At 71.9% G+C, this 18773-nt stretch carries 12 protein-coding genes; 6 read left to right on the plus strand and 6 right to left on the minus strand.

Annotated elements, in window-relative coordinates; all coding sequences use genetic code 11:
• Positions 1-384 precede the first annotated feature (384 nt).
• Complete coding sequence (locus NQ165_RS01825) at positions 385-1659, plus strand: alkaline phosphatase family protein (RefSeq protein ID WP_257530730.1); 1275 nt, start codon at positions 385-387, stop codon at positions 1657-1659.
• A 23-nt stretch (positions 1660-1682) separates the two neighbouring features.
• Here NQ165_RS01825 and NQ165_RS01830 read toward each other — a convergent pair whose 3' ends face one another.
• Positions 1683-2732 (minus strand): App1 family protein, encoded by a 1050-nt coding sequence (locus NQ165_RS01830; protein WP_257530732.1) that lies wholly within the window; start codon positions 2730-2732, stop codon positions 1683-1685.
• An 8-nt stretch (positions 2733-2740) separates the two neighbouring features.
• Entirely contained in the window at positions 2741-3424 is a 684-nt protein-coding gene (locus NQ165_RS01835; protein WP_257530734.1) for a DedA family protein, read from the minus strand.
• 42 nt (positions 3425-3466) lie between these two features.
• On the opposite strand from NQ165_RS01835, the gene NQ165_RS01840 reads away from it, so the two are divergent.
• Both NQ165_RS01840 and leuS read left to right on the plus strand, forming a co-directional pair.
• A complete protein-coding gene (locus NQ165_RS01840; protein ID WP_257530736.1) occupies positions 3467-4828 on the plus strand; it encodes an anthranilate synthase component I family protein in 1362 nt (453 codons plus the stop codon).
• A gap of 66 nt (positions 4829-4894) precedes the next feature.
• Complete coding sequence (gene leuS, locus NQ165_RS01845; RefSeq protein WP_257530738.1) at positions 4895-7471, plus strand: leucine--tRNA ligase; 2577 nt, start codon at positions 4895-4897, stop codon at positions 7469-7471.
• Between the two features lie 12 nt (positions 7472-7483).
• Here the strand turns inward: leuS and NQ165_RS01850 are convergent, their stop codons facing one another.
• On the minus strand, positions 7484-8197 hold the full coding sequence (locus NQ165_RS01850) for a gamma-glutamyl-gamma-aminobutyrate hydrolase family protein (protein WP_257530740.1): 714 nt from the start codon (positions 8195-8197) through the stop codon (positions 7484-7486).
• Positions 8198-8475: 278 nt separating this feature from the next.
• On the opposite strand from NQ165_RS01850, the gene NQ165_RS01855 reads away from it, so the two are divergent.
• Genes NQ165_RS01855 through holA form a run of 3 tightly spaced genes read left to right on the plus strand, consistent with a single transcriptional unit; the run spans position 8476 to position 12512 of the window.
• Positions 8476-9099 carry a ComEA family DNA-binding protein gene (locus tag NQ165_RS01855; protein WP_257531710.1) on the plus strand — a complete coding sequence of 208 codons (624 nt, stop codon included), beginning with the start codon at positions 8476-8478 and terminating at the stop codon, positions 9097-9099.
• A gap of 35 nt (positions 9100-9134) precedes the next feature.
• Entirely contained in the window at positions 9135-11450 is a 2316-nt protein-coding gene (locus NQ165_RS01860) for a ComEC/Rec2 family competence protein (RefSeq protein WP_257530743.1), read from the plus strand.
• Between the two features lie 9 nt (positions 11451-11459).
• Positions 11460-12512, plus strand: a complete 1053-nt coding sequence (gene holA / locus NQ165_RS01865) for a DNA polymerase III subunit delta (protein WP_257530745.1) — start codon at positions 11460-11462, stop codon at positions 12510-12512.
• A gap of 296 nt (positions 12513-12808) precedes the next feature.
• Here the strand turns inward: holA and rpsT are convergent, their stop codons facing one another.
• From rpsT to NQ165_RS01880, 3 genes are all read right to left on the minus strand, one after another.
• Positions 12809-13069 (minus strand): 30S ribosomal protein S20, encoded by a 261-nt coding sequence (gene rpsT / locus NQ165_RS01870; RefSeq protein WP_257530747.1) that lies wholly within the window; start codon positions 13067-13069, stop codon positions 12809-12811.
• 116 nt (positions 13070-13185) lie between these two features.
• Complete coding sequence (locus NQ165_RS01875; protein ID WP_257530749.1) at positions 13186-13929, minus strand: alpha/beta fold hydrolase; 744 nt, start codon at positions 13927-13929, stop codon at positions 13186-13188.
• Between the two features lie 77 nt (positions 13930-14006).
• Positions 14007-18743 carry an ExeM/NucH family extracellular endonuclease gene (locus tag NQ165_RS01880; protein ID WP_257530750.1) on the minus strand — a complete coding sequence of 1579 codons (4737 nt, stop codon included), beginning with the start codon at positions 18741-18743 and terminating at the stop codon, positions 14007-14009.
• Positions 18744-18773 lie beyond the last annotated feature (30 nt).

The raw sequence follows: 18773 nt of genomic DNA on the forward strand, positions 1-18773 counted from the left end.
CTGCCCCCAGACCGACCGCTGAGAGCCCCAGGAAGCCCCGCCTGCTCACACCGCGCTGTTCGCCGCTCGTCCCGACCGCTGGTTCCACCATCGCCACACTCCGCCTCGTCGCCGATCGCCTTCCTGCACCCAACCGACCAGGCCGCACGGGTGACCAGGCCCGGTGGACGCTTTGAGAGGGATCGCCACCCGTGGCCGTGCTTGCGCAAGGAACCGCCATGGGGTGCGGTGGATGTCGGGCGTGGCGCTTCCCGTCACTCGTCGCGGCAACGATCGCGATTCCTTGCACGCCGACCGCAGCGGGTTGACCCCCGACACAACGGACGTCACGGTCGGGCCATCCGGTTCCCCCGGTGTCTCGGCAGACGTACAGGAGTCAGATCGATGCGCATCCGATCCCGTTCCCTCTCGATGCTGGCCATCGCCGGTGTCACCGTGGCAGGACTGAGCGGCGGCCAAGCCAGCGCGGCACCCCCGCCGCCCGCTGAGCATGTGGTGCTGATCGCCCTCGACGGCTTCGACGCGGCGTACCTGGAGGACGCGCAGATGCCGAACCTGACTCATCTCGCCAAGCGCGGCAGCCTCACCACGTCGACGGGGGTCATGACCTCCATCACGAACCCGTCCTGGGCGTCCATCGCGACCGGTGCATGGCCTGCCAGTCACCTCAACACCGCTTACTGGTTCGATGCGGACACGGGCACCGCGCGCAGCCAGCAGCGCGACCTCGCAGTACCGACCATTGCTCAGGCGATCCGGGAACAGGGCGGCACGGTCATGTCTGCGCAATGGTTCATCCTCCAGAGCTATGGCGTCACGTACGGCGACCCGGATGGCCTCTACACCCAGCCCGGCGGCGCGTGCAGCGAGCGAACGGACGATGCGGTCGCCGTGCTGCGGGGCGAAGCGGTCGACAGTGGGGGGCAGATGACCAGAGCCCGCGGGATCCCCGACCTGATCGCGGTGTATTGCGACACCCTCGACGTGCTCGGTCACGCCGACGGCTCCGCTGCCGCCGGTCTGCCCGCAGCCCTCGCCGACGTCGACGAGCAGATCGGTCGACTCGTGCAAGCGGTGAAGGATGCCGGCATCTACGGGCGAACGGCCTTCGTGATCACCGGTGACCACGGAATGAGCACGTTCACGCAGGGGATGCAGCAGGAACTGCTCGCAGCGATATCGGCGCTCGGATACGACGTGGAGATGCTCGCTGCCGGGCGCTCACCTCAGCCGCAGACCGATGTCGTCGTCGTCGTGGGAGGGGTCGGATCGCTGCATCTGATCGGTGAGGCTGCGGCCGACCCCGTCGCCGCGAGCAGGATCGACCGCGCCGTGTCGGCGCTGCCCCACATCGCCGCTGTGTACGACAAGTCGGAGCAACGAGAACTGAAGATGTCGCCGAAATACGGCGAGCTGGTCATCGAGCCTGTCGAGGGATGGTCGCTGGGCGCCACTCCTGCCGATGCTTCCGGACTCCATGGGACGAGTCGCAACCTCGAGGTGCCGCTCGTGCTCGCCGGAGCCGGTGTGCGCCCGAACGGCGTGCCGGTCGACCCGCGGCACATCGACGTGGCACCGACCATCGCGGCGCTTCTCGGCTATGCGCCGCCCGCAGGTGCCGAGGGGCGTGTGCTCTCGGAGGCCATCCGCGCGCGGTAGAGGGTAGTCGCGGCCAGGCGTCCTCAGGCGGGCGGCTCGGGCTTGAGCACTCCGACGTCGTTGAGTCGGTCGAGCAGGCCGGCGCCGTCGGAGTCGGTCACCCAGGGCACCCCCGCCGCCGAGTGGTCGTCGACCACCGTGCGGCCGCCGGCGAGCACGGCCTCGGTGGGGGAGAGCCGCCGGATCGCGACCGCGGTCACCCGGTCCGGGTGCGCCGCGGCGAAGGCGGTGTAGATCGCGTCGTCGGCCTGACCGTCGTCGCCGATGAGGAGCCACTTGATGTGCGGGAACTCCCGCGCCAGGCGGTCGAGGTTCTGCTGCTTGTGCAGGCGGCCACTGCGGAACCAACGGTCATGCGTAGGGCCCCAGTCGGTGAGCAGCATCGCCCCCGGCGGAAAGACGTGGCGGCGGAGGAATCGCATGAGGGTGGGGGCGACGTTCCAGGCTCCGGTGGAGAGGTAGATCATGGGAGAGCCGGGGTTCTCGCGCATGATGCGCTCGAGCAGCACCGCCATGCCCGGGACGGGCTGGCGGGCGTGCTCGTCGAGCACGAACGAGTTCCACGCCGCCACGAAAGGGCGGGGGAGGGCGGTGACCATGACGGTGTCGTCGACGTCGGAGACGACGCCGAAGCGCACCTCGGGCGCGACGACGAACACGCGAGATTCGATGGGATCGCAGCCTTCGACGGACATCCTGATCGGCTGCCATCCCGCGGCGAGCGTGGCGGGCAGCGTCGCGTCGATGACACCCCCGCGATCGGCGACGACCTCGTGTTCCACACCGTCGATCTCCACCGTCACCTGGGCGAAGCCGACCGGCACGCTGGCGAAGCTGCGCCAGCCGCGCACACCGGCATACTCGCCGCGGGTGTCGGTGCGCACCGCCGGAACGATGAGCACCCGCCCGAGCACGCGCACCCAGTCAGGGCCGGCGTAGCCGGGGAAAGCCGCGACGGTGGCGCGGTTGCCCCGACGTCGCGCTCGGCGCTCGCGCCAGGAATGGAAGCTGTACTCCAGACGTGCGATCCAGAGCGTCTTCGGGCGTGGGGGTGCGGGGTCGGTGCCAGGCATCGTGTTGTTCAGTCTCGCATGCCCTCCTCGGCATGCGAAGCGTCCGTCGCTCCGTCGACGTGCAGATGGCGGCGCTCCCGACGCGCGATGATCCGCTTGGCGAGGTACGCCAGCACGAAGAAGGCGACGATGATGCCCACGAAGATGTACCCCGCGAAGTGCAGACGATCGGCGAGTTCGCGGTAGGTGCCCGCAGCCGCGGCGGCCACCCCCACGTACAGCACGGACCACAGGGTGCAGGCCGGCAGGGTCCACGCGATGAAGCGTCGGTAGGCGAAGCCGCTCATGCCGACGGTCAGCGGCACGAGCGAGTGCAGCACCGGCAGGAATCGCGACAGGAAGATCGCGGGTCCACCGCGTCGGCGCAGGTACAGTTCGGCTCGCTGCCAGTTGTGCTCCCCGAGCTTCGCACCCAAGCGAGAGAAGCGGATGCGCGGCCCCAGCACCCGTCCGAGCCAGAATCCGATGCTTTCGCCGGCCAGCGCGCCGAGGATCACCGTGATCACCAGCAGCACGCCCTCCACGGGCGACCCCACCGCGGTGCCCGCAACGATCACGACGGTGTCGCCGGGGACCACCAGACCCACCAGCACGCTCGTCTCGAGCAGGATCGCGACACCCGCCAGCACGGTACGCAGCACGGGGTCGACACTCTGAACCGCGTCAAGCAGCCAGGTGAGGATCTCGTTCACGTTCTGAGCCTAGAGCCGCCCCGCCACCCCTAGCCTGAGAAGATGCTCCCCGCCGTGGCCGCCCGCCCGCTGGCGTGGGTCGATCCCGCCGCGATGTTCGCCGCCGGACCGTCCCGGGCCGCGCATGCCTTCTGGCTGGACGCCGGCCCCGACGCGACCGAGGGGTGGAGCTGGCTCGGGGTGGGAGAACCGGAGACAGACCCGGCGGTCGTCGATGCCGTGGCGCTGGGCGCGCCCACTCCGGCAGCGTCTCCCGCCGGGGAGTGGGGGCCATTCCGCGGCGGCTGGGTCGGCTGGCTGGGCTACGACGGCGCTGCCGCAGGTGCGGGCGCACCCGCCGTGACCGACGCCACCGTGCCGGACCGCATGTGGCTGCGGGCGGGCCGATTCGTCGCCGTGGACCACTCCCGACGGCGCATGTGGGCCGTGGCCCCCGTATCGGACCTCGACGACTTCGCCCTGCAGGCGTCCGGCTGGGCGGCGGATGCCGAAGCGTCGGCGGCTCCCGCGCACGCCGTGGCATCCGCTGCGCCGCTGTCTGACGCCGCGCCCGCCACCGCCACCGCGTCGGCGCGGGTGGACCCCGCTGCTTATGCCGACCTGATCGGCCGCTGCCGCGCTGCCATCCGCGCCGGCGATGCTTTTCAGCTGTGCCTCACGACCCGATTCGACGTGCCGGCATCCACCCCCTTCGACCCCGTCGCGGTGCACCGCCGCCTGCGCTCGACCTCATCCGCGCACCACGGAGGGCTCATCCGCAGCGGGGACGTCGCGCTCGTCTCCGCGAGCCCCGAGCGCTTCCTCGAGGCGGCCGGCGGGGTCGTGCGCACGCGTCCGATCAAGGGCACGCGCCCGCGGGGGCGCAACGCCGCTGACGACGCGGCACGTGCCGCCGAACTGCGCGCGAGTGTGAAGGAGCGCGCCGAGAACGTGATGATCGTCGACCTGATGCGCAACGACCTGTCGCGGGTGTGCCTGCCGGCGACGGTCGCGGTCGACGGGCTGCTCGAGGTGGAGTCGTACCCCGCGGTGCACCAGCTGGTCAGCACCGTTGCGGGGCGCCTGCGGCCCGAGGCGACGGTCGGCGACCTGCTGGCCGCGGCCTTTCCCGCCGGCAGCATGACGGGGGCGCCGAAGCGGTCGGCCATGACGATCCTGCACGACCTGGAGGGCGGCCCGCGGGGGGTGTTCGCCGGATGCTTCGGCTGGGTGGGGGCCGACGGGGCGCTGGATCTGGCGATGGTGATCCGCTCGATCGTGCTTCATCCGGGCGGCGCGTACGTCGGCGCGGGCGGCGGCATCACCTGGGGGTCCGACGCCTCCGCCGAGGTGGCGGAAGTGGGGCTGAAGGCCCGCGCACCGCTGGCGGCGCTGGGCGCGACCCTGCCTCCAGGCTGGTCATAGCGCGTTCCGGTAATCTGGGTCGACGCGCACCGCGCCGACCCGACCCCCACGATTGGCTCTTTCCTCGTGTCTCAGACTCTTCCTCCCGACACCGCCGGCGACGCCGGCGCGTTCGACGTGCACGCGATCCAGGAGAAGTGGCAGCGCCGCTGGGAGCAGGACGACCCCTTCCGTGCCGGCGGCGACGACGACACGCGCCCCCGCAAGTACGTGCTGGCGATGTTCCCGTACCCGTCCGGCGACCTGCACATGGGGCACGCCGAGAACTACCTGTACTCCGACATCGTCGCCCGCTTCTGGCGCCACCGCGGCTACAACGTGCTCAACCCCATCGGGTGGGACTCGTTCGGCCTGCCCGCCGAGAACGCGGCCATCAAGCGCGGGGCGGACCCGCGGGCCTGGACCTACGCCAACATCGACCAGCAGAAGGCGAGCCTCAAGCAGTACGGCGTCTCCTTCGACTGGAGCCGGGTGCTGCACACGAGCGACCCGGAATACTACCGCTGGAACCAGTGGCTGTTCCAGCAGCTGTACGAACGGGGCCTGGCATACCGCAAGGAGAGTCCGGTCAACTGGTGCCCCGTCGACCAGACGGTGCTGGCCAACGAGCAGGTCGTCGACGGACACTGCGAGCGCTGCGGCGCCGAGGTGATCAAGAAGAAGCTGACCCAGTGGTACTTCCGCATCACCGACTACGCCGACCGGCTGCTGGATGACCTGAACCAGCTGGAGGGCTTCTGGCCCCACAAGGTGCTGCAGATGCAGCGCAACTGGATCGGACGCTCCATCGGCGCCGACATCGACTTCGAGATCGAGGGTCGCGCCGAGAAGGTCACCGTCTTCTCCACGCGCCCCGACACGCTGCACGGCGCGACGTTCTTCGTCGTGGCGCCTGACTCCGACCTGGCCGCGGAGCTGGCCGCCGGCGCCTCGGCCGAGGTGCGCATGCGCTTCCAGGACTACCTGGAGAAGGTGCAGAAGGCCACCGACATCGATCGGCAGGCCACCGACCGCCCCAAGACCGGTGTCTTCCTCGACCGCTACGCGATCAACCCGATCAACGGCGAGCGCCTGCCCATCTGGGCCGCGGACTACGTGCTGGCCGATTACGGCCACGGTGCGGTCATGGCCGTGCCCGCTCACGACCAGCGTGATCTGGACTTCGCCCGCGCGTTCGACCTGCCCGTGCGAGTGGTCGTCGACACCTCGGCCCCGGTCACCGGAGCCATCCCCGTCATCGAGCTGGACGACGAGGGGGTGCCGATCGATCCGGGCGCGGATGCCGACGAGACCGACCCGGTGAAGACCGGGGTCGCGCTCACCGGCGAAGGCCGCATGATCAACTCCGGACCGCTGGACGGCCTGAGCAAGCGCAACGCCATCGCCCGCGCGATCGACCTGCTGGAGGCCGCCGGCACCGGCCGTGCCGCGAAGACCTACCGCCTGCGCGACTGGCTGATCTCCCGTCAGCGGTTCTGGGGCACGCCGATCCCGATGATCCACACCGAGGACGGGCGCATCGTGCCCGTGCCCGACGAGCAGCTGCCGGTCGAACTCCCCTCGCGCGAGGGACTGGACCTCACGCCCAAGGGTTCGTCGCCCCTGGGTGCCGCGACCGACTGGGTCACCACTGTCGATCCCGAGACGGGTGAGCCCGCCCGCCGCGACCCCGACACGATGGACACCTTCGTCGACAGCTCGTGGTACTTCCTGCGGTTCCTCTCGCCGGGCGACACCACCCAGCCGTTCTCGCAGCGCGAGGCCGACCGCTGGGGTCCGGTGGACTTCTACATCGGCGGCGTCGAGCACGCCATCCTGCACCTGCTGTACGCGCGCTTCATCACCAAGGCGCTGTACGACATGGGGCACGTCGACTTCACCGAGCCGTTCTCCAGCCTGATCAACCAGGGCATGGTGATCCTCGACGGCGCCAAGATGTCCAAGAGCAAGGGCAACCTGGTGCTCTTCCAGGAGGAGCTCGACGCCCACGGCGCCGACGCCCTCCGCGTCGGCCTCGCGTTCGCGGGGCCGGTCGAGGACGACAAGGACTGGGCCGACGTCTCGACCGTCGGCGCCGCCAAGTTCCTGGCCCGCGCGCTGCGCGTGGCTCGGGATGTCACCAGCAGCCCCGACGTGAAGTGGGCCGACGGCGACGTCGCGCTGCGCCGCATCACCCACCGCCTGCTCGCCGATGCGCCCGGGCTGCTCGAGCAGACGAAGTTCAACGTCGTGGTGGCACGCCTCATGGAGCTGGTCAACGCGACCCGCAAGGCGATCGACGCCGGGGCCGGCGCGGCCGACCCCGCCGTGCGCGAAGCCGCCGAGGTGACCGCGCTGATCCTGGACCTCTTCGCCCCGCACACCGCGGAGGAGATGTGGGAGATCCTCGGCTACGCGCCGTCGGTCGGCCTCGTTCCCTGGCGCCAGGCCGACCCGACTCTGCTGGTCGAGGACACCGTCAAGGTCGCCGTGCAGATCGACGGCAAGGTGCGGGCGACGCTCGAGGTCTCCGCCCGCATCGACGCCGCCGAACTCGAGGCGCTCGCCCGGGCCGACGACCGTGTGGTCCGCTCGCTCGACGGGCGGGAGATCACCCGCGCCATCGTGCGGGCACCGAAGGTCGTCAGCTTCAGCACCCGCTGAGCGGATCGCCCCTCACCTCGCCGCGGAGCCCCGGCTCATCACATCGCGAAGGAGCATCCCGACCTGCGTCAGCGCGGTGTCGGGGTGCTCCGGATGCCACTGCACGCCCAGCATCGGGGCGGTGTCGTGGGCGACCGCCTCCACGACGCCGTCGACGGCGCGCACCAGCACCGACAGGCCGGGAGCCACCTGGTCGATCGCCTGGTGATGCGTGCACAGCACCGGTCCCGCCCCGGCGACCGATCCCGCGGCGCCCTCGCGCTCGACCGTCACCCGCGTCTGCACGAACGGGTCGCCGTCGAGGGAGCGGTGGCCGTGCATATCGGGAACGAGGGTGCCGCCCAGCGCGACGTTCATGAGCTGCAGCCCGCGGCAGATGCCGAGAAGCGGGATGCCGTGCTGGACGGCATCCCGGATCACGGCGATGCTGACGCGGTCGGCGACCGGCTCGTGGAAGCCCGACCCGGGGTAGTCGCGCGGGCCGTCGTAGAACGCCGGATCCACGTCCTCGCCGCCGAGCACGACCACGGCGTCGGCGCGCCGCGCGCGCTCTCGCACCGTCGACTCCGCGACATCGGCGGCGGCGACGAGCTCGGCCGTCCCACCGAGCGCCTCGACGGCGGCGACGGTGGCGTCGTTGAGCGTCGTCAGCTGCTGCTGGAACTGCGGGGCGTGCGGTCGCGCGTCGCGGACGTGCAGCAGCAGGACGGTGGGGCGGTGGTGCATCGGGGGCCTTCCGGGTCTGGTTGCTGACAGGATCGCAGAGGGCGGCGACGTCGGGGTCACGGCGAGGTTTCGCGCGTATGTCGTGGCCACGGGGTCGGGTGCGTGCTCGTTCAGTCACGGTACGGGGAGCTGTGCGGCGGCAGCCGCCGACGACGGGGCATCCGTGCGGCGGCATCCATCACCTCGTCTTCTGCACCGGCGCGCGGCCGAGCGGGATCTCCACGACTCGCCGGACGGGCGGATCGCCGCCATCCGGTGGTCCCTAGCGTGGCGGGGTGATCGGCGACAGCTCCCCACCGTCCGCCCGTCGACGTCTCGGCGTCGGCGCGGTGACCGTCGTCGTGATCCTCGCGCTGGCGGTCACGGTGGCCATCGGCATCCTGCGCACGTCGACCGCCCCGGTCGAGACGGTGACGATCGCGCAGACGCCGGCGGGCGCCGACGCCGGGCCGTCGGTGCTCGGGGACGCGTCGGCCGTGTACGTCCATGTGTCGGGAGCGGTCGCCGCGCCGGGGCTCTACGTGCTGGAGTCCGGCGCCCGCGTCGTCGACGCGGTGGCTGCGGCCGGCGGGTTCGGTGCGGACGCCGACCGGGCCGCGGTGAACCTCGCGCGGCCGGTCGGTGACGGCGAGCAGCTGCACGTGCCTGTCGTCGGCGAGGCGCCAGCCGCCGGCGCTGCGGGACCGGCCGGGCCGGCGGGTGGCGGCGACGGCCGGGTCAACCTCAACACCGCCGACCTGACGGCGCTGGACACCCTGCCGAGGATCGGCCCGGCGCTGGCGCAGCGCATCCTCGACTGGCGTGAGCAGAACGGTCGGTTCACGAGCATCGAGGACCTGCTGGCCGTTCCGGGGATCGGCGAGAAGATGCTCGCCGCGCTGCGCGACCTGGTGACGCTGTGAACCTGCGGCGGGCGCGGCGCCGCGATCTTCGCCTCGTGCCCGCTGCCGTCGGTGCGTGGGTGGCCGCGCTCGGCGGCGCCTCCGCGGCATCCGCTGCGGGAGTGTCGGCGCTCATCGTGTGGGCGCTGTGCCTGGCGGCGCTCGTGACGGCGGCGCGGTCACCTCGATCCGGCATCCGTGCCACGGCCGGTGTCGCGGCTCTCAGCTGCGCGGCGGCCGCTGCCGTGCTCTCGCACCTGGCGCTGGCGCAACCGGGGCGCGGTGTGGCGCACCTCGAGGTCGACGGTGGCCGGGCGCTGCGCGTCGTGGCCATCGTGACGGGCAAAGTGGAGCCTTCCGGTGCGGGCCTCGGGTTCGACGCCATCGCCGAGCGGATCATGATCGGGCGGGACACGCACATCGTGTCGCTGCCGGTCACGGTGCGCAGCACCGGCGCGTCGGTGGAGGGTCGGGATGCGCTCGCTCCCGGCGCGCGCGTGGAGATCACGGGGACCGCCTTCCGCGCCGACGCGGGGGAGCGTGCCGTGCTGGTGGTGCGCGCGGCGGACGGGATGCGGGTGATCGATCCGCCGCGCGGGGGACTGCAGACCGCCGCCGATCTCCGGCGAAGTCTCGTGGGCGTGGCATCCGGGCTGCCCCCGCCTGGCGGCGGCCTCGTACCTGGGCTGGCCGTGGGAGACACGGCAGCGGTCGGCGAGCAGTTGGATGCCGCGATGAAGGCGTCGTCCCTCTCGCACCTCACCGCTGTCTCCGGGGCGAACTGCGCGCTCGTGGTCGGGATCGCCTTCGCGGCGGCCGCGGCGTGCGGCGTGCGCCGCGGCGTGCGGGTGGGGTGCGGACTGGGCGCCCTGGCGGGCTTCGTCGTGCTCGTGACGCCCGAACCCAGTGTCGTGCGCGCGGCGGTCATGGCGGCCATCGCGATGCTCGGCGTGCTGCTCGGACGTGTCGGGGCGGGCATGTCGGTGCTGTCGCTCGCGGTGATCGTGCTGCTCGTGGCCGACCCGTGGCTGGCGGGCGAGATCGGGTTCGCGCTGTCGGCGGCCGCGACGGGTTCCTTGCTGCTGCTGTCGGGGCCGCTGGCCGACGGAATCGCACGATGGATGCCGCGCCCGCTCGCCCTGGCGCTGGCGGTGCCGTTGGCGGCGCAGCTGGCCTGCGGACCGCTGCTGATCCTCGTGGAGCCGACCGTGCCGCTCTACGGCGTCGTCGCCAATCTGCTCGCGGCACCGGCGGCGCCCGTGGCCACGGTGGTGGGGCTCGCCGCGTGTCTGGCCGCGCCGCTGCCCGTGCTGCAGGCCGGACTCGCGGCGATCGCGTGGGTGCCGGCCTCGTGGATCGCGGGGACCGCGTCGACGTTCTCGGGTCTGCCCGGTGCCGCCGTGCCGTGGATCGAGGGCGGTGCGGGGGTGGGCGCGCTGGCGCTCGTGGGTGCTGCGGTGGTGGCCGTATGCCTCGTGCCGGGGACGACCGCGCGGGCCCGGGTGGGGCGACGCGTGGCGGCCGTCGGGCTGGCCGGGCTCACGGGCGTCGGCATCGGTTCGGCCCTGCTCGCGGGGGTCGCGGCCCCCGCGACCACGCCGGGCGGGTGGACCATCGCCGCGTGCGACGTCGGACAGGGGGACGCGGTGCTCGTGAGATCCGGTGGCGCGGTGGCGCTCATCGACGCCGGACCCGATCCGCAGCCGCTGACGGCGTGTCTGCGCCGCCTCGGCGTCGACCGGGTCGACCTGCTCGTGCTCACCCACTTCGACGCAGATCACGTCGCGGGCGTGTCGGCGGTGACGGGCCGCGTCGACACCGTCGTGCACGGGCCGGTGCCGGATGCCGCGGCCTCGCAGGTGCTGCAGGTGCTCGCCGCTGGGGGCGCCCAGGTGGCCGTCGGTTCCGTCGGTGTCGGCGGCGAGCTGGGCGACGCGTCGTGGCGCGTGCTGTGGCCGCCCGCGCGTTCCGTCGCCTTCCCCTCCGGCAACGACGCCTCGGTGGTGATAGAGGTGACGGTGCCCCAGACGGCATCCGCGCTGTTCCTCGGCGATCTGTCGGAGCAGCCGCAGCACGCCCTCGCCGCCTCCGGTGTCCTGCTGCCGCGGTACGACGTCGTCAAGGTCGCCCACCACGGCAGCGCCGACCAGGCCGAGCGGCTGTACCGACAGCTGCGGCCGGCGCTGGCGCTGGTCACCGTCGGGGACAACGACTACGGGCACCCTCGGGCCGAGATCCTGGATCTCCTCGAGCACGGGGGAGCGGTCATCGCGCGCACCGACCGCGATGGCATCGTCACCGTGACGGTGAGGGACGGCGAGCTCGCGGTCTGGCGGGAACACGCCTCCGACGGTGTCGACGCCCCGGGATAGGCTGGAGCCATGGCATCCCCCGCGCGCAGACCCACCGCGCGCAAGCCCGCAGGCAAGGCCGCGGCGAGCAAGATCCGGCAGCTGTCGTGGCGCAACCCCGAACCGGCGCCCATCGTCCTCGTCTCCGGTCCCGAGGAGGTCTGCGCGGAGCGCGCGATCGCCGGCGTGCGGGACTACCTGCGCGCCGAGGATCCGAGCCTCGAAGTCACCGACATCCGCGCCGACGACTACGCCGCCGGCACCCTGCTCGGGGTGACGTCGCCGTCGCTGTTCGGCGAGCCCCGGCTCGTGCGCGTCTCGGGCGTGGAGAAGTGCTCCGACACGTTCCTCACCGAGGCGATCGCCTACCTCGACCACCCGCAGGACGGTGCGACCGTGGTGCTGCGGCACACGTCCTCAAGCGTGCGGGGCAAGAAGCTGCTCGACGCGATCCGTGCGGGCACGGGTGGCGGCGTCGAGATCGCGTGCCCCGCCGTCAAACGTGACAGCGACCGGTACGACTTCGCGGCGGGGGAGTTCTCCGCCGCGCGCAAGCGCATCGCGCCGGCTGCGCTGCGCGCTCTCGTCTCCGCCTTCGCCGACGATCTCACGGAGCTCGCCGCCGCCTGTCAGCAGCTCATCGTCGACGTTCCCGACGACATCACCGAGGCGATCGTGACCCGCTACTACGGCGGACGCGTGGAGACCTCGGCGTTCACCGTGGCCGACACGGCCATCGCCGGGCGCTACGGCGAAGCGCTGCTGGCGCTGCGGCAGGCACTGGCATCCGGTTCAGACCCGGTGCCCATGGTCGCGGCGATCGCGATGAAGCTGCGCACGATGGCCAAGGTCGCTGGGCACCGCGAGCCGTCCGCGGCTCTGGCGGGGCGGCTCGGCCTGAAGGACTGGCAGGTCGACCGGGCTCGACGCGACCTGATGGGCTGGAACGAGTCGTCGCTGGGCATGGCGATCCAGGCCGCGGCACGCGCCGACGCCGAGGTCAAGGGCGGTTCGCGCGACCCCGTGTTCGCGCTGGAGCGTCTCGTGACCGTGATCGCGACGCGGCAGCCCTTCGGTTCCTGACCCGCCGGTCGCACCGCCCGGTCGCGCTCGCGCCGCTCAGGCCCCGTGTTCGCGCCGCGGTGCGTCGCCGACGGGCACGCGTGCCCCGCAGGCGCGGTGAGCGGCTCCGGTGTCGCGAATGGCGCTTTTGCGACGCGGTCACCCGCCATTCGCGACACTCGAGCAGCCCGGGCCTGGCGACACGCGGCACCGCAGCCATACGCCGGCGCAGCCCGGCGCGGCACCGCGGCGGCGTCACCCCGGAAACGAAAACGGCCCGCCCCACGAGGGGACGGGCCGTGACGTTCGGCTGCGCGTCAGAGCGAAGCGACCTTCTTGGCGATGGCCGACTTGCGGTTCGCTGCCTGGTTCGCGTGGATGACACCCTTGCTGACGGCCTTGTCGAGCTTCTTGGCCGCCTTCACGAGAGCCTTCTCAGCGGCGGCCTTGTCGCCGGCTGCGATGGCCTCGCGGGTGCGACGCACCTCGGTGCGGAGCTCGCTCTTGACGGCCTTGTTGCGCTCGCGCGCCTTCTCGTTGGTCTTGTTGCGCTTGATCTGCGACTTGATGTTCGCCACGTCGACGTATCTTTCGTTCGGAGTGATAGGAAGTGCCGAGCGGCAGTAGAGGGGTGCCCCCGGCGGTCGTGTGAGGAGGAAACCCACACGCAAGCCGACTACAGAGTCTAGCAGGTTCAGCCCATTGGCCCCGACGCGGCGGCATCCCGCTCGAGTGTCGCCACAGCGAGCTGCAGCACCGCGTCGAACACAGCAGGCCGCATCGCCGTGACCAGATGCGTGGTGCGCGGCACGACGATGAGCTCGGCGTCCGGCACGAGCTGCGTGAAGAGGCGCTCGTTCACGCGCAGCTGGTCGTACTGCCCGTTGACGAACCAGGTCGGCACGTCGATCCGGCGCAGCGATGCCAGCAGGTCGAGCACCGACAGGCTCCGCAGGGCCACGTCCTGGGCGCTGAAGGCGTAACCGCCGGCACCGAAATCCGCGCGCGTCTCCGGCGGGAGCGTGCGCGCGAGCATCTGCTGGGTGAACCACAGCCCGTGCCCGGGGAGCGCGTCGAACCCGCGCGCGATGAGGCGGTACGCGGCCAGGCCGACACCGCGGGGGATCGACGTGCACGACGCCCCGATGAAGCCCGCCACCGGCGGGCGCCGCTCACCACCGACGTATTCGGTGCACAGCAGCCCGCCCATGGAGTGGCCCACCAGCAGCACCGGCCCGCGTGTGGCGGCATCGCGCACCGCGCGGTCGATCGTGGCGAACGCACCCTCGAGGGTGAACGTCTCCGCCATGCGCGTGCCATGGCCCGGCAGATCCAGGGCGAGTGCCGGAATGCCGTGCTCCGCGAGGAACGCCACCTGCGCGCGCCACATGGTCGCGGACGTGCGGATGCCGTGCACGAGCACCACCTGCACCGTCATCGTCCCACCCTAGAAGAGCAGTCGGCCGGCGGGGCGCGAACGCCTCCCACCGGCCGACCTCACGGCTTCTCAGCAGATCAGCCGATCACCCGCACCTTGACCGGAGCGCTGGCAGAGCCGGCGACCGTTGCGGTGTCGGAGGGGACGAACACCGCCGTATAGGTGTGGATGCCGCGGCTGAGGTTCCCCAGACGCAGGCTCGCCAGCCCGCTGCGCACCGTGGCTGTGCCCACGAGCGCGCCGTCTGCGCCGCCCTCGCGGAACTCGACGACGCCGTTCGCGCGCGCGCCGTCCTGCTGCACGTACGCCAGCAGCGTCGTGGGCAGGAACCGGTTGATGTGCACCGGCAGCAGCGGGATGAGCTGCGTCGACGTCTTCGCCTGGACGACGGCGGGTGCCACGTCCAGCGGGACGCTCACGACGGTGCCGGAGGGCTGCGCGGTGAGGGTCAGCGTCGCCGCGCCTGCGGGAAGGCCCGCGGGCAGGGTGACGGCGACCGTCGCGGCTCCCGCGGTGACCGGCACCTCGCCCAGCACCGTGTCGCCGAGCGCGACCGTCAGCGTGGTGTTCTCGGGGGCGCCGCGGCTGGTGAGGTTGAGCCCCGCGACGTCGAACTGCACCTGAGCACCGGGCTCGACCGTCTCGGGCACCCCGCTGACCTGCACTGCCTGCTTGGCGTACGAGGGCGCGAGCGGCGAGTTGTCGGCGATGTAGTCGACCCACGCCTCGTAGTCGAGCAGGCCGGTGTCGACGTAGCCGGTGCCCTCTGTGAAGGCCCGGAAGTTGTCACCGCCGCTGGCCAGGAACGAGAACGTGCCGATGCGGTACTCGGCCGCAGGATCGATGGGCTGACCGTCGACCGTCACCGAGGTGATGCGCTCTCCTTCGGGAAGGGCGGGGTCGAAGGTGTACGACACGTTGTCCGAGAGACCCAGCTGCAGGTACGGGCGCGAAGGGATCTCGTTGTCGGCGTCGCGCTGCCACTGCTGCTCGAGCATCGTGATGAACTGCTCGCCCGTCAGTGTCACCAGACCCAGCGTGTTGTTGAACGGCAGCACCGCGTTGGCCTGCGAGAACGACACCGTGCCGTCGGGCAGTCCCGGAACCGCGGCGGCACCGAACTCCGCCTGCGTGTCCCAGAGGTCCGCCCGCAGCCCGCCCGGGTTGGTGACGCCGATGACGGCGCCGTTCGGCAGGTCGGCGAGCGAGTCGCGCAGCATGTTCGCGACGGTGTTGCCGAGCGTCGATTCCGATGCCCGGTCATCGCGGGTGCCGCCGGTCCACACGCCGTCGACGAACGATCCGCCGGAGAACGCGGTGGTGATGTCGGCTGCGACCTCGCCGACGCCCGTGTTGCCGATCTCGGCGGCGGCCGCCAGGGCCGCGCGGGTGATCTCGGCGACCTCCGCCACACGCGGGTACTGCGCGATCAGGGTGGCGTCGTCGGTGGTGGTCCGCTCGACGTTGCGCTCGGTGTGCGCAGCGACCTCGCCGGTCTCGGCGTCGACCGTGAGGGTGATCGCGCCGATGCGTGCACCGTACGAACCTGTCTGCACGATGGGGCGCGTGCGATCGGTGCCGGGGATGGCGGCCGACCACGCGTACTCCTTGTGCGTGTGACCGGTGAAGATCGCGTCGACCTCAGCGGCGGTGTCGTTCACGATCGAGGCGAAGGCGCCGCCGCCGGCGAGTTCCTCTTCGAGGGTCGCGCCCTCGGGAGTGCCCGCGCCGGCACCCTCGTGGTACAGCGCCACGAGTACGTCGGCCTCGCCGTTGGCGGGGTCGCCGTCGCTCAGCTCGGCGGCGACGCGGTTGACCGCCTCGACGGGGTCACCGAATTCGAGGTCGGCGATGCCGGCGGGGGAGACCAGCGCCGCGGTCTCCTCGGTCACGGTGCCGATGACGCCGACCGTGAGCCCGTCGAGCTCGTGCAGCGAGTACTCCGGCAGGGCCGGGGTGTCGGTGCCCACCAGGTAGACGTTCGCGCCCAGCTGCGGCGCGTCGAAGGCGTCGCTGACGCGACCGGCGAGGTCGTCGTAACCGCGGTCGAACTCGTGGTTGCCGACGGCGCTGGATGCCAGGTCGAGCGCGTTCAGCACGTCGATGGTCGGCTGATCGCGGGCCACAGAGGAGGCGAACAGCGATGCGCCGATGTTGTCGCCCGCCGAGAGGAACAGCACGTCACCGGCCGCGCCCTCGCGCAGCTGCTCGACGGTGCCGGCGAACTTCACCGTGTTGGCGTCGATGCGGCCGTGGAAGTCGTTGATCCCGAGCAGCGTCAGCACCGTCGGGGCCGCCTCGGCGCTCAGACCCACCTTGATCGGGTCGTGGTCGCTGGAGCGGTAGACGTCGGGCGCGTAGAACTCGGTGCCGTGGGAGCGGAACCGGCTGTACTCCAGGGCGAGGGCTTCGCCGGAGTTGATGTTCCAGATGTCCGCGCCGGTGGCGCGGCCGAGAGCGGCGTCGTTGAGCAGCACATGATCGAGCGAGCCGGACAGACCGGAGAAGCTGTAGGACTGCGTGGCCACGTCGAACGCGGCCTCTGCGCCGGCGAAACCGGCCTCGTACAGCACCTGCAGCGGGTCCTCCGCGCCGTAGGAGTTGAAATCGCCCACGAGCGCGACGGCATCCACGTCGCCCTGCACGTCGGCGACCCAGTCGCGCAGCGCGGTCGCCTGGCGCACGCGGGATTCGTTCGATGCGCCCTGTCCGTCGCCGGTGTCGGCGTCGCCCGGCCACGGACCGGGGGAGCCCTTGGACTTGAAGTGGTTCACGACGAACAGGAACGGCTCGCCGCCGTCGGAGGGCTCGAACACCTGCGCGATGGGCTCACGGGCGTTGCCGAACGCCTGGTCCGCGCCGCTCTGGTCGCCCAGCGCCATCGCAGCGCCCACGGGTGAGACGGCCGCGGGCTGGTAGATGATCGCGTTGGTGATGACATCCTGCTGCGACAGGTCGGGCAGGTCCTCGGAGGACGCGATGTACGCCCACTTCTCCTGCTCCGACGCGGCGTTGAGCGCGTCCACGAGGGTCGCAGTGGCTTCGTCGGCCTCTTCGCCGAGGGCGGCGGAGTTCTCGATCTCCATGAGGCCCACGACGTCGGCATCGAGCTGCTCGATCGCCGCGACGATCTTGTCCTGCTGGCGCTGCAGGTCCTGTGCGTCCCACGCGCCGCGCTGATCGCAGCCCTGGCGCACCGTCACGCCGTCGCCGAAGCGGTCGGTGTAGGCGACGCACGAGGGGGTGTCGGTGCCGAGGGTGGTGAAGTAGTTGAGCACGTTGAACGACGCGATCGACAGGTCGCCCCCCACGTCTTCCGGCGCCGCGGTGCGAGGGCTGGTGAAGAGGATCCCGTCGGCCCCGGAGCCGTCGGCCGTCAGCGGCACGATGGGGTTGAGCTTCCAGGAGCCGTTGCGGAAGTCGACGATGACCGGCTCGCTGAACTCCACGCCTCCGCCCACGACGATCGGCTCGCCGAGCGAGACGTAGGCGGGGGTCAGTGCGCTGTTGGCGGCGCTCAGGAAGTTGATGCTCGTGCCGTCGTCGAGTGTGACGGCGCGCGCGGCGTTGTCGGCGGCGATGGCGGCGGCCTCGGGGCTGCCGGGGCGGGCGACGTCGGTCGGCTGGCGCAGCGGGGCGTCGCCGGCGGCGAGCCCCACCTCTCCGTACTGGTTGGTCGAGTACGTGTTGGTGACCGTGAACGGTCCCTGCGGGGCGACCAGCATCGACTCGAGCGCCTCGCGCTGGGCGGGGTCGGCGGGCCAGCCGACGGTGGCGGGCACGGGCGGGGCGGCAGGAGCCACCACGGCCGCGTCACCGGGGGAGACGCTCAGCTGGGTGAGGCCCTGGTACTCGCCGACGACGCCGGTGACGTCGACGGTGTCGCCGAGGGCGACCTCCGACACGGCCTCGGGTGCGCGGACGAAGACGGCGTCGGATGCCCTGTGGGAGGCGAGGTCGAGGGCACCGCCGGTTCCCGGGGTCTGGATGACGTAGCCGCCGAAACCGCCGGTCGGGTAGTGCGCGGTGACCACGCCCGTCGTCGTGACGGTGCGGCCGACGAGCGGGGACTCCGCCTGCGCTCCCTGGATGTCTGCGATCGCGACGACGGTGGGCTCCGGCTCCGGCTCCGGCTCGGGCTCCGGGTCGCCGCCGCCGGTGCCGAGTCCCTGCGGGGTCGGCGCACCTGCGGCGAAGTCCGCGGCGTTGTCCGCGGTGTGGGTGGCCGCTTCGTCGCGGCTCACGCTCTGCGCGTTCGTGGTTCCCGGTGCGGCTGCGCTGCCGGCGAAGTGCGTGGCGCCGCCCCAGCCGACGAAGTCGACGACCTGGGGGAGATCGACCAGGCTGTTCGCGCCGGAGAGCGGGGTGAGGGAGGACACCAGGGCGACCTTGCCCTGGCTGCCGCTGAGGGGGATGGATCCGTTGACGTCGGCTTCGAACGCCGGCTGGGTCGTGTCGGTTCCGGTGGCCTGGCCGATCAGCAGCCGGCCGCCGGCGGGAAGCACCTGTCCGGTGAGGGCCGTGACCTGCCAGGTGCCGCCGGTGGCCGAGGCGTACTGCACGCTGTAGCCGGAGAGGTCCACCGCCGCACCGGAACGGTTGGCGAGCTCGATGAAGTCCCGCTGGTACGCGCCACCGGAGTTGCCGCCGCCGCCGTACACCTCCGCGATGACGACGGGGGCGTCGACGCTCACGGCAGCGTGCGCGGCAGGCGCGAAGGCGATGCCTGCGGCGACGGTCGCGGCCACGGTGAGGGCGGCCAGCGGCCGCCGCAGCGCCCGGCGCGCGGAATCGGGAAGAGGGCGTTGCGTCACGATCGATCTCCTGTGATGGGTCGGGCGCGT

Origin of the sequence: Microbacterium sp. zg.Y1084, from assembly GCF_024623595.1 — a bacterium.
Classification (GTDB): Bacteria; Actinomycetota; Actinomycetes; order Actinomycetales; family Microbacteriaceae; genus Microbacterium; species Microbacterium wangruii.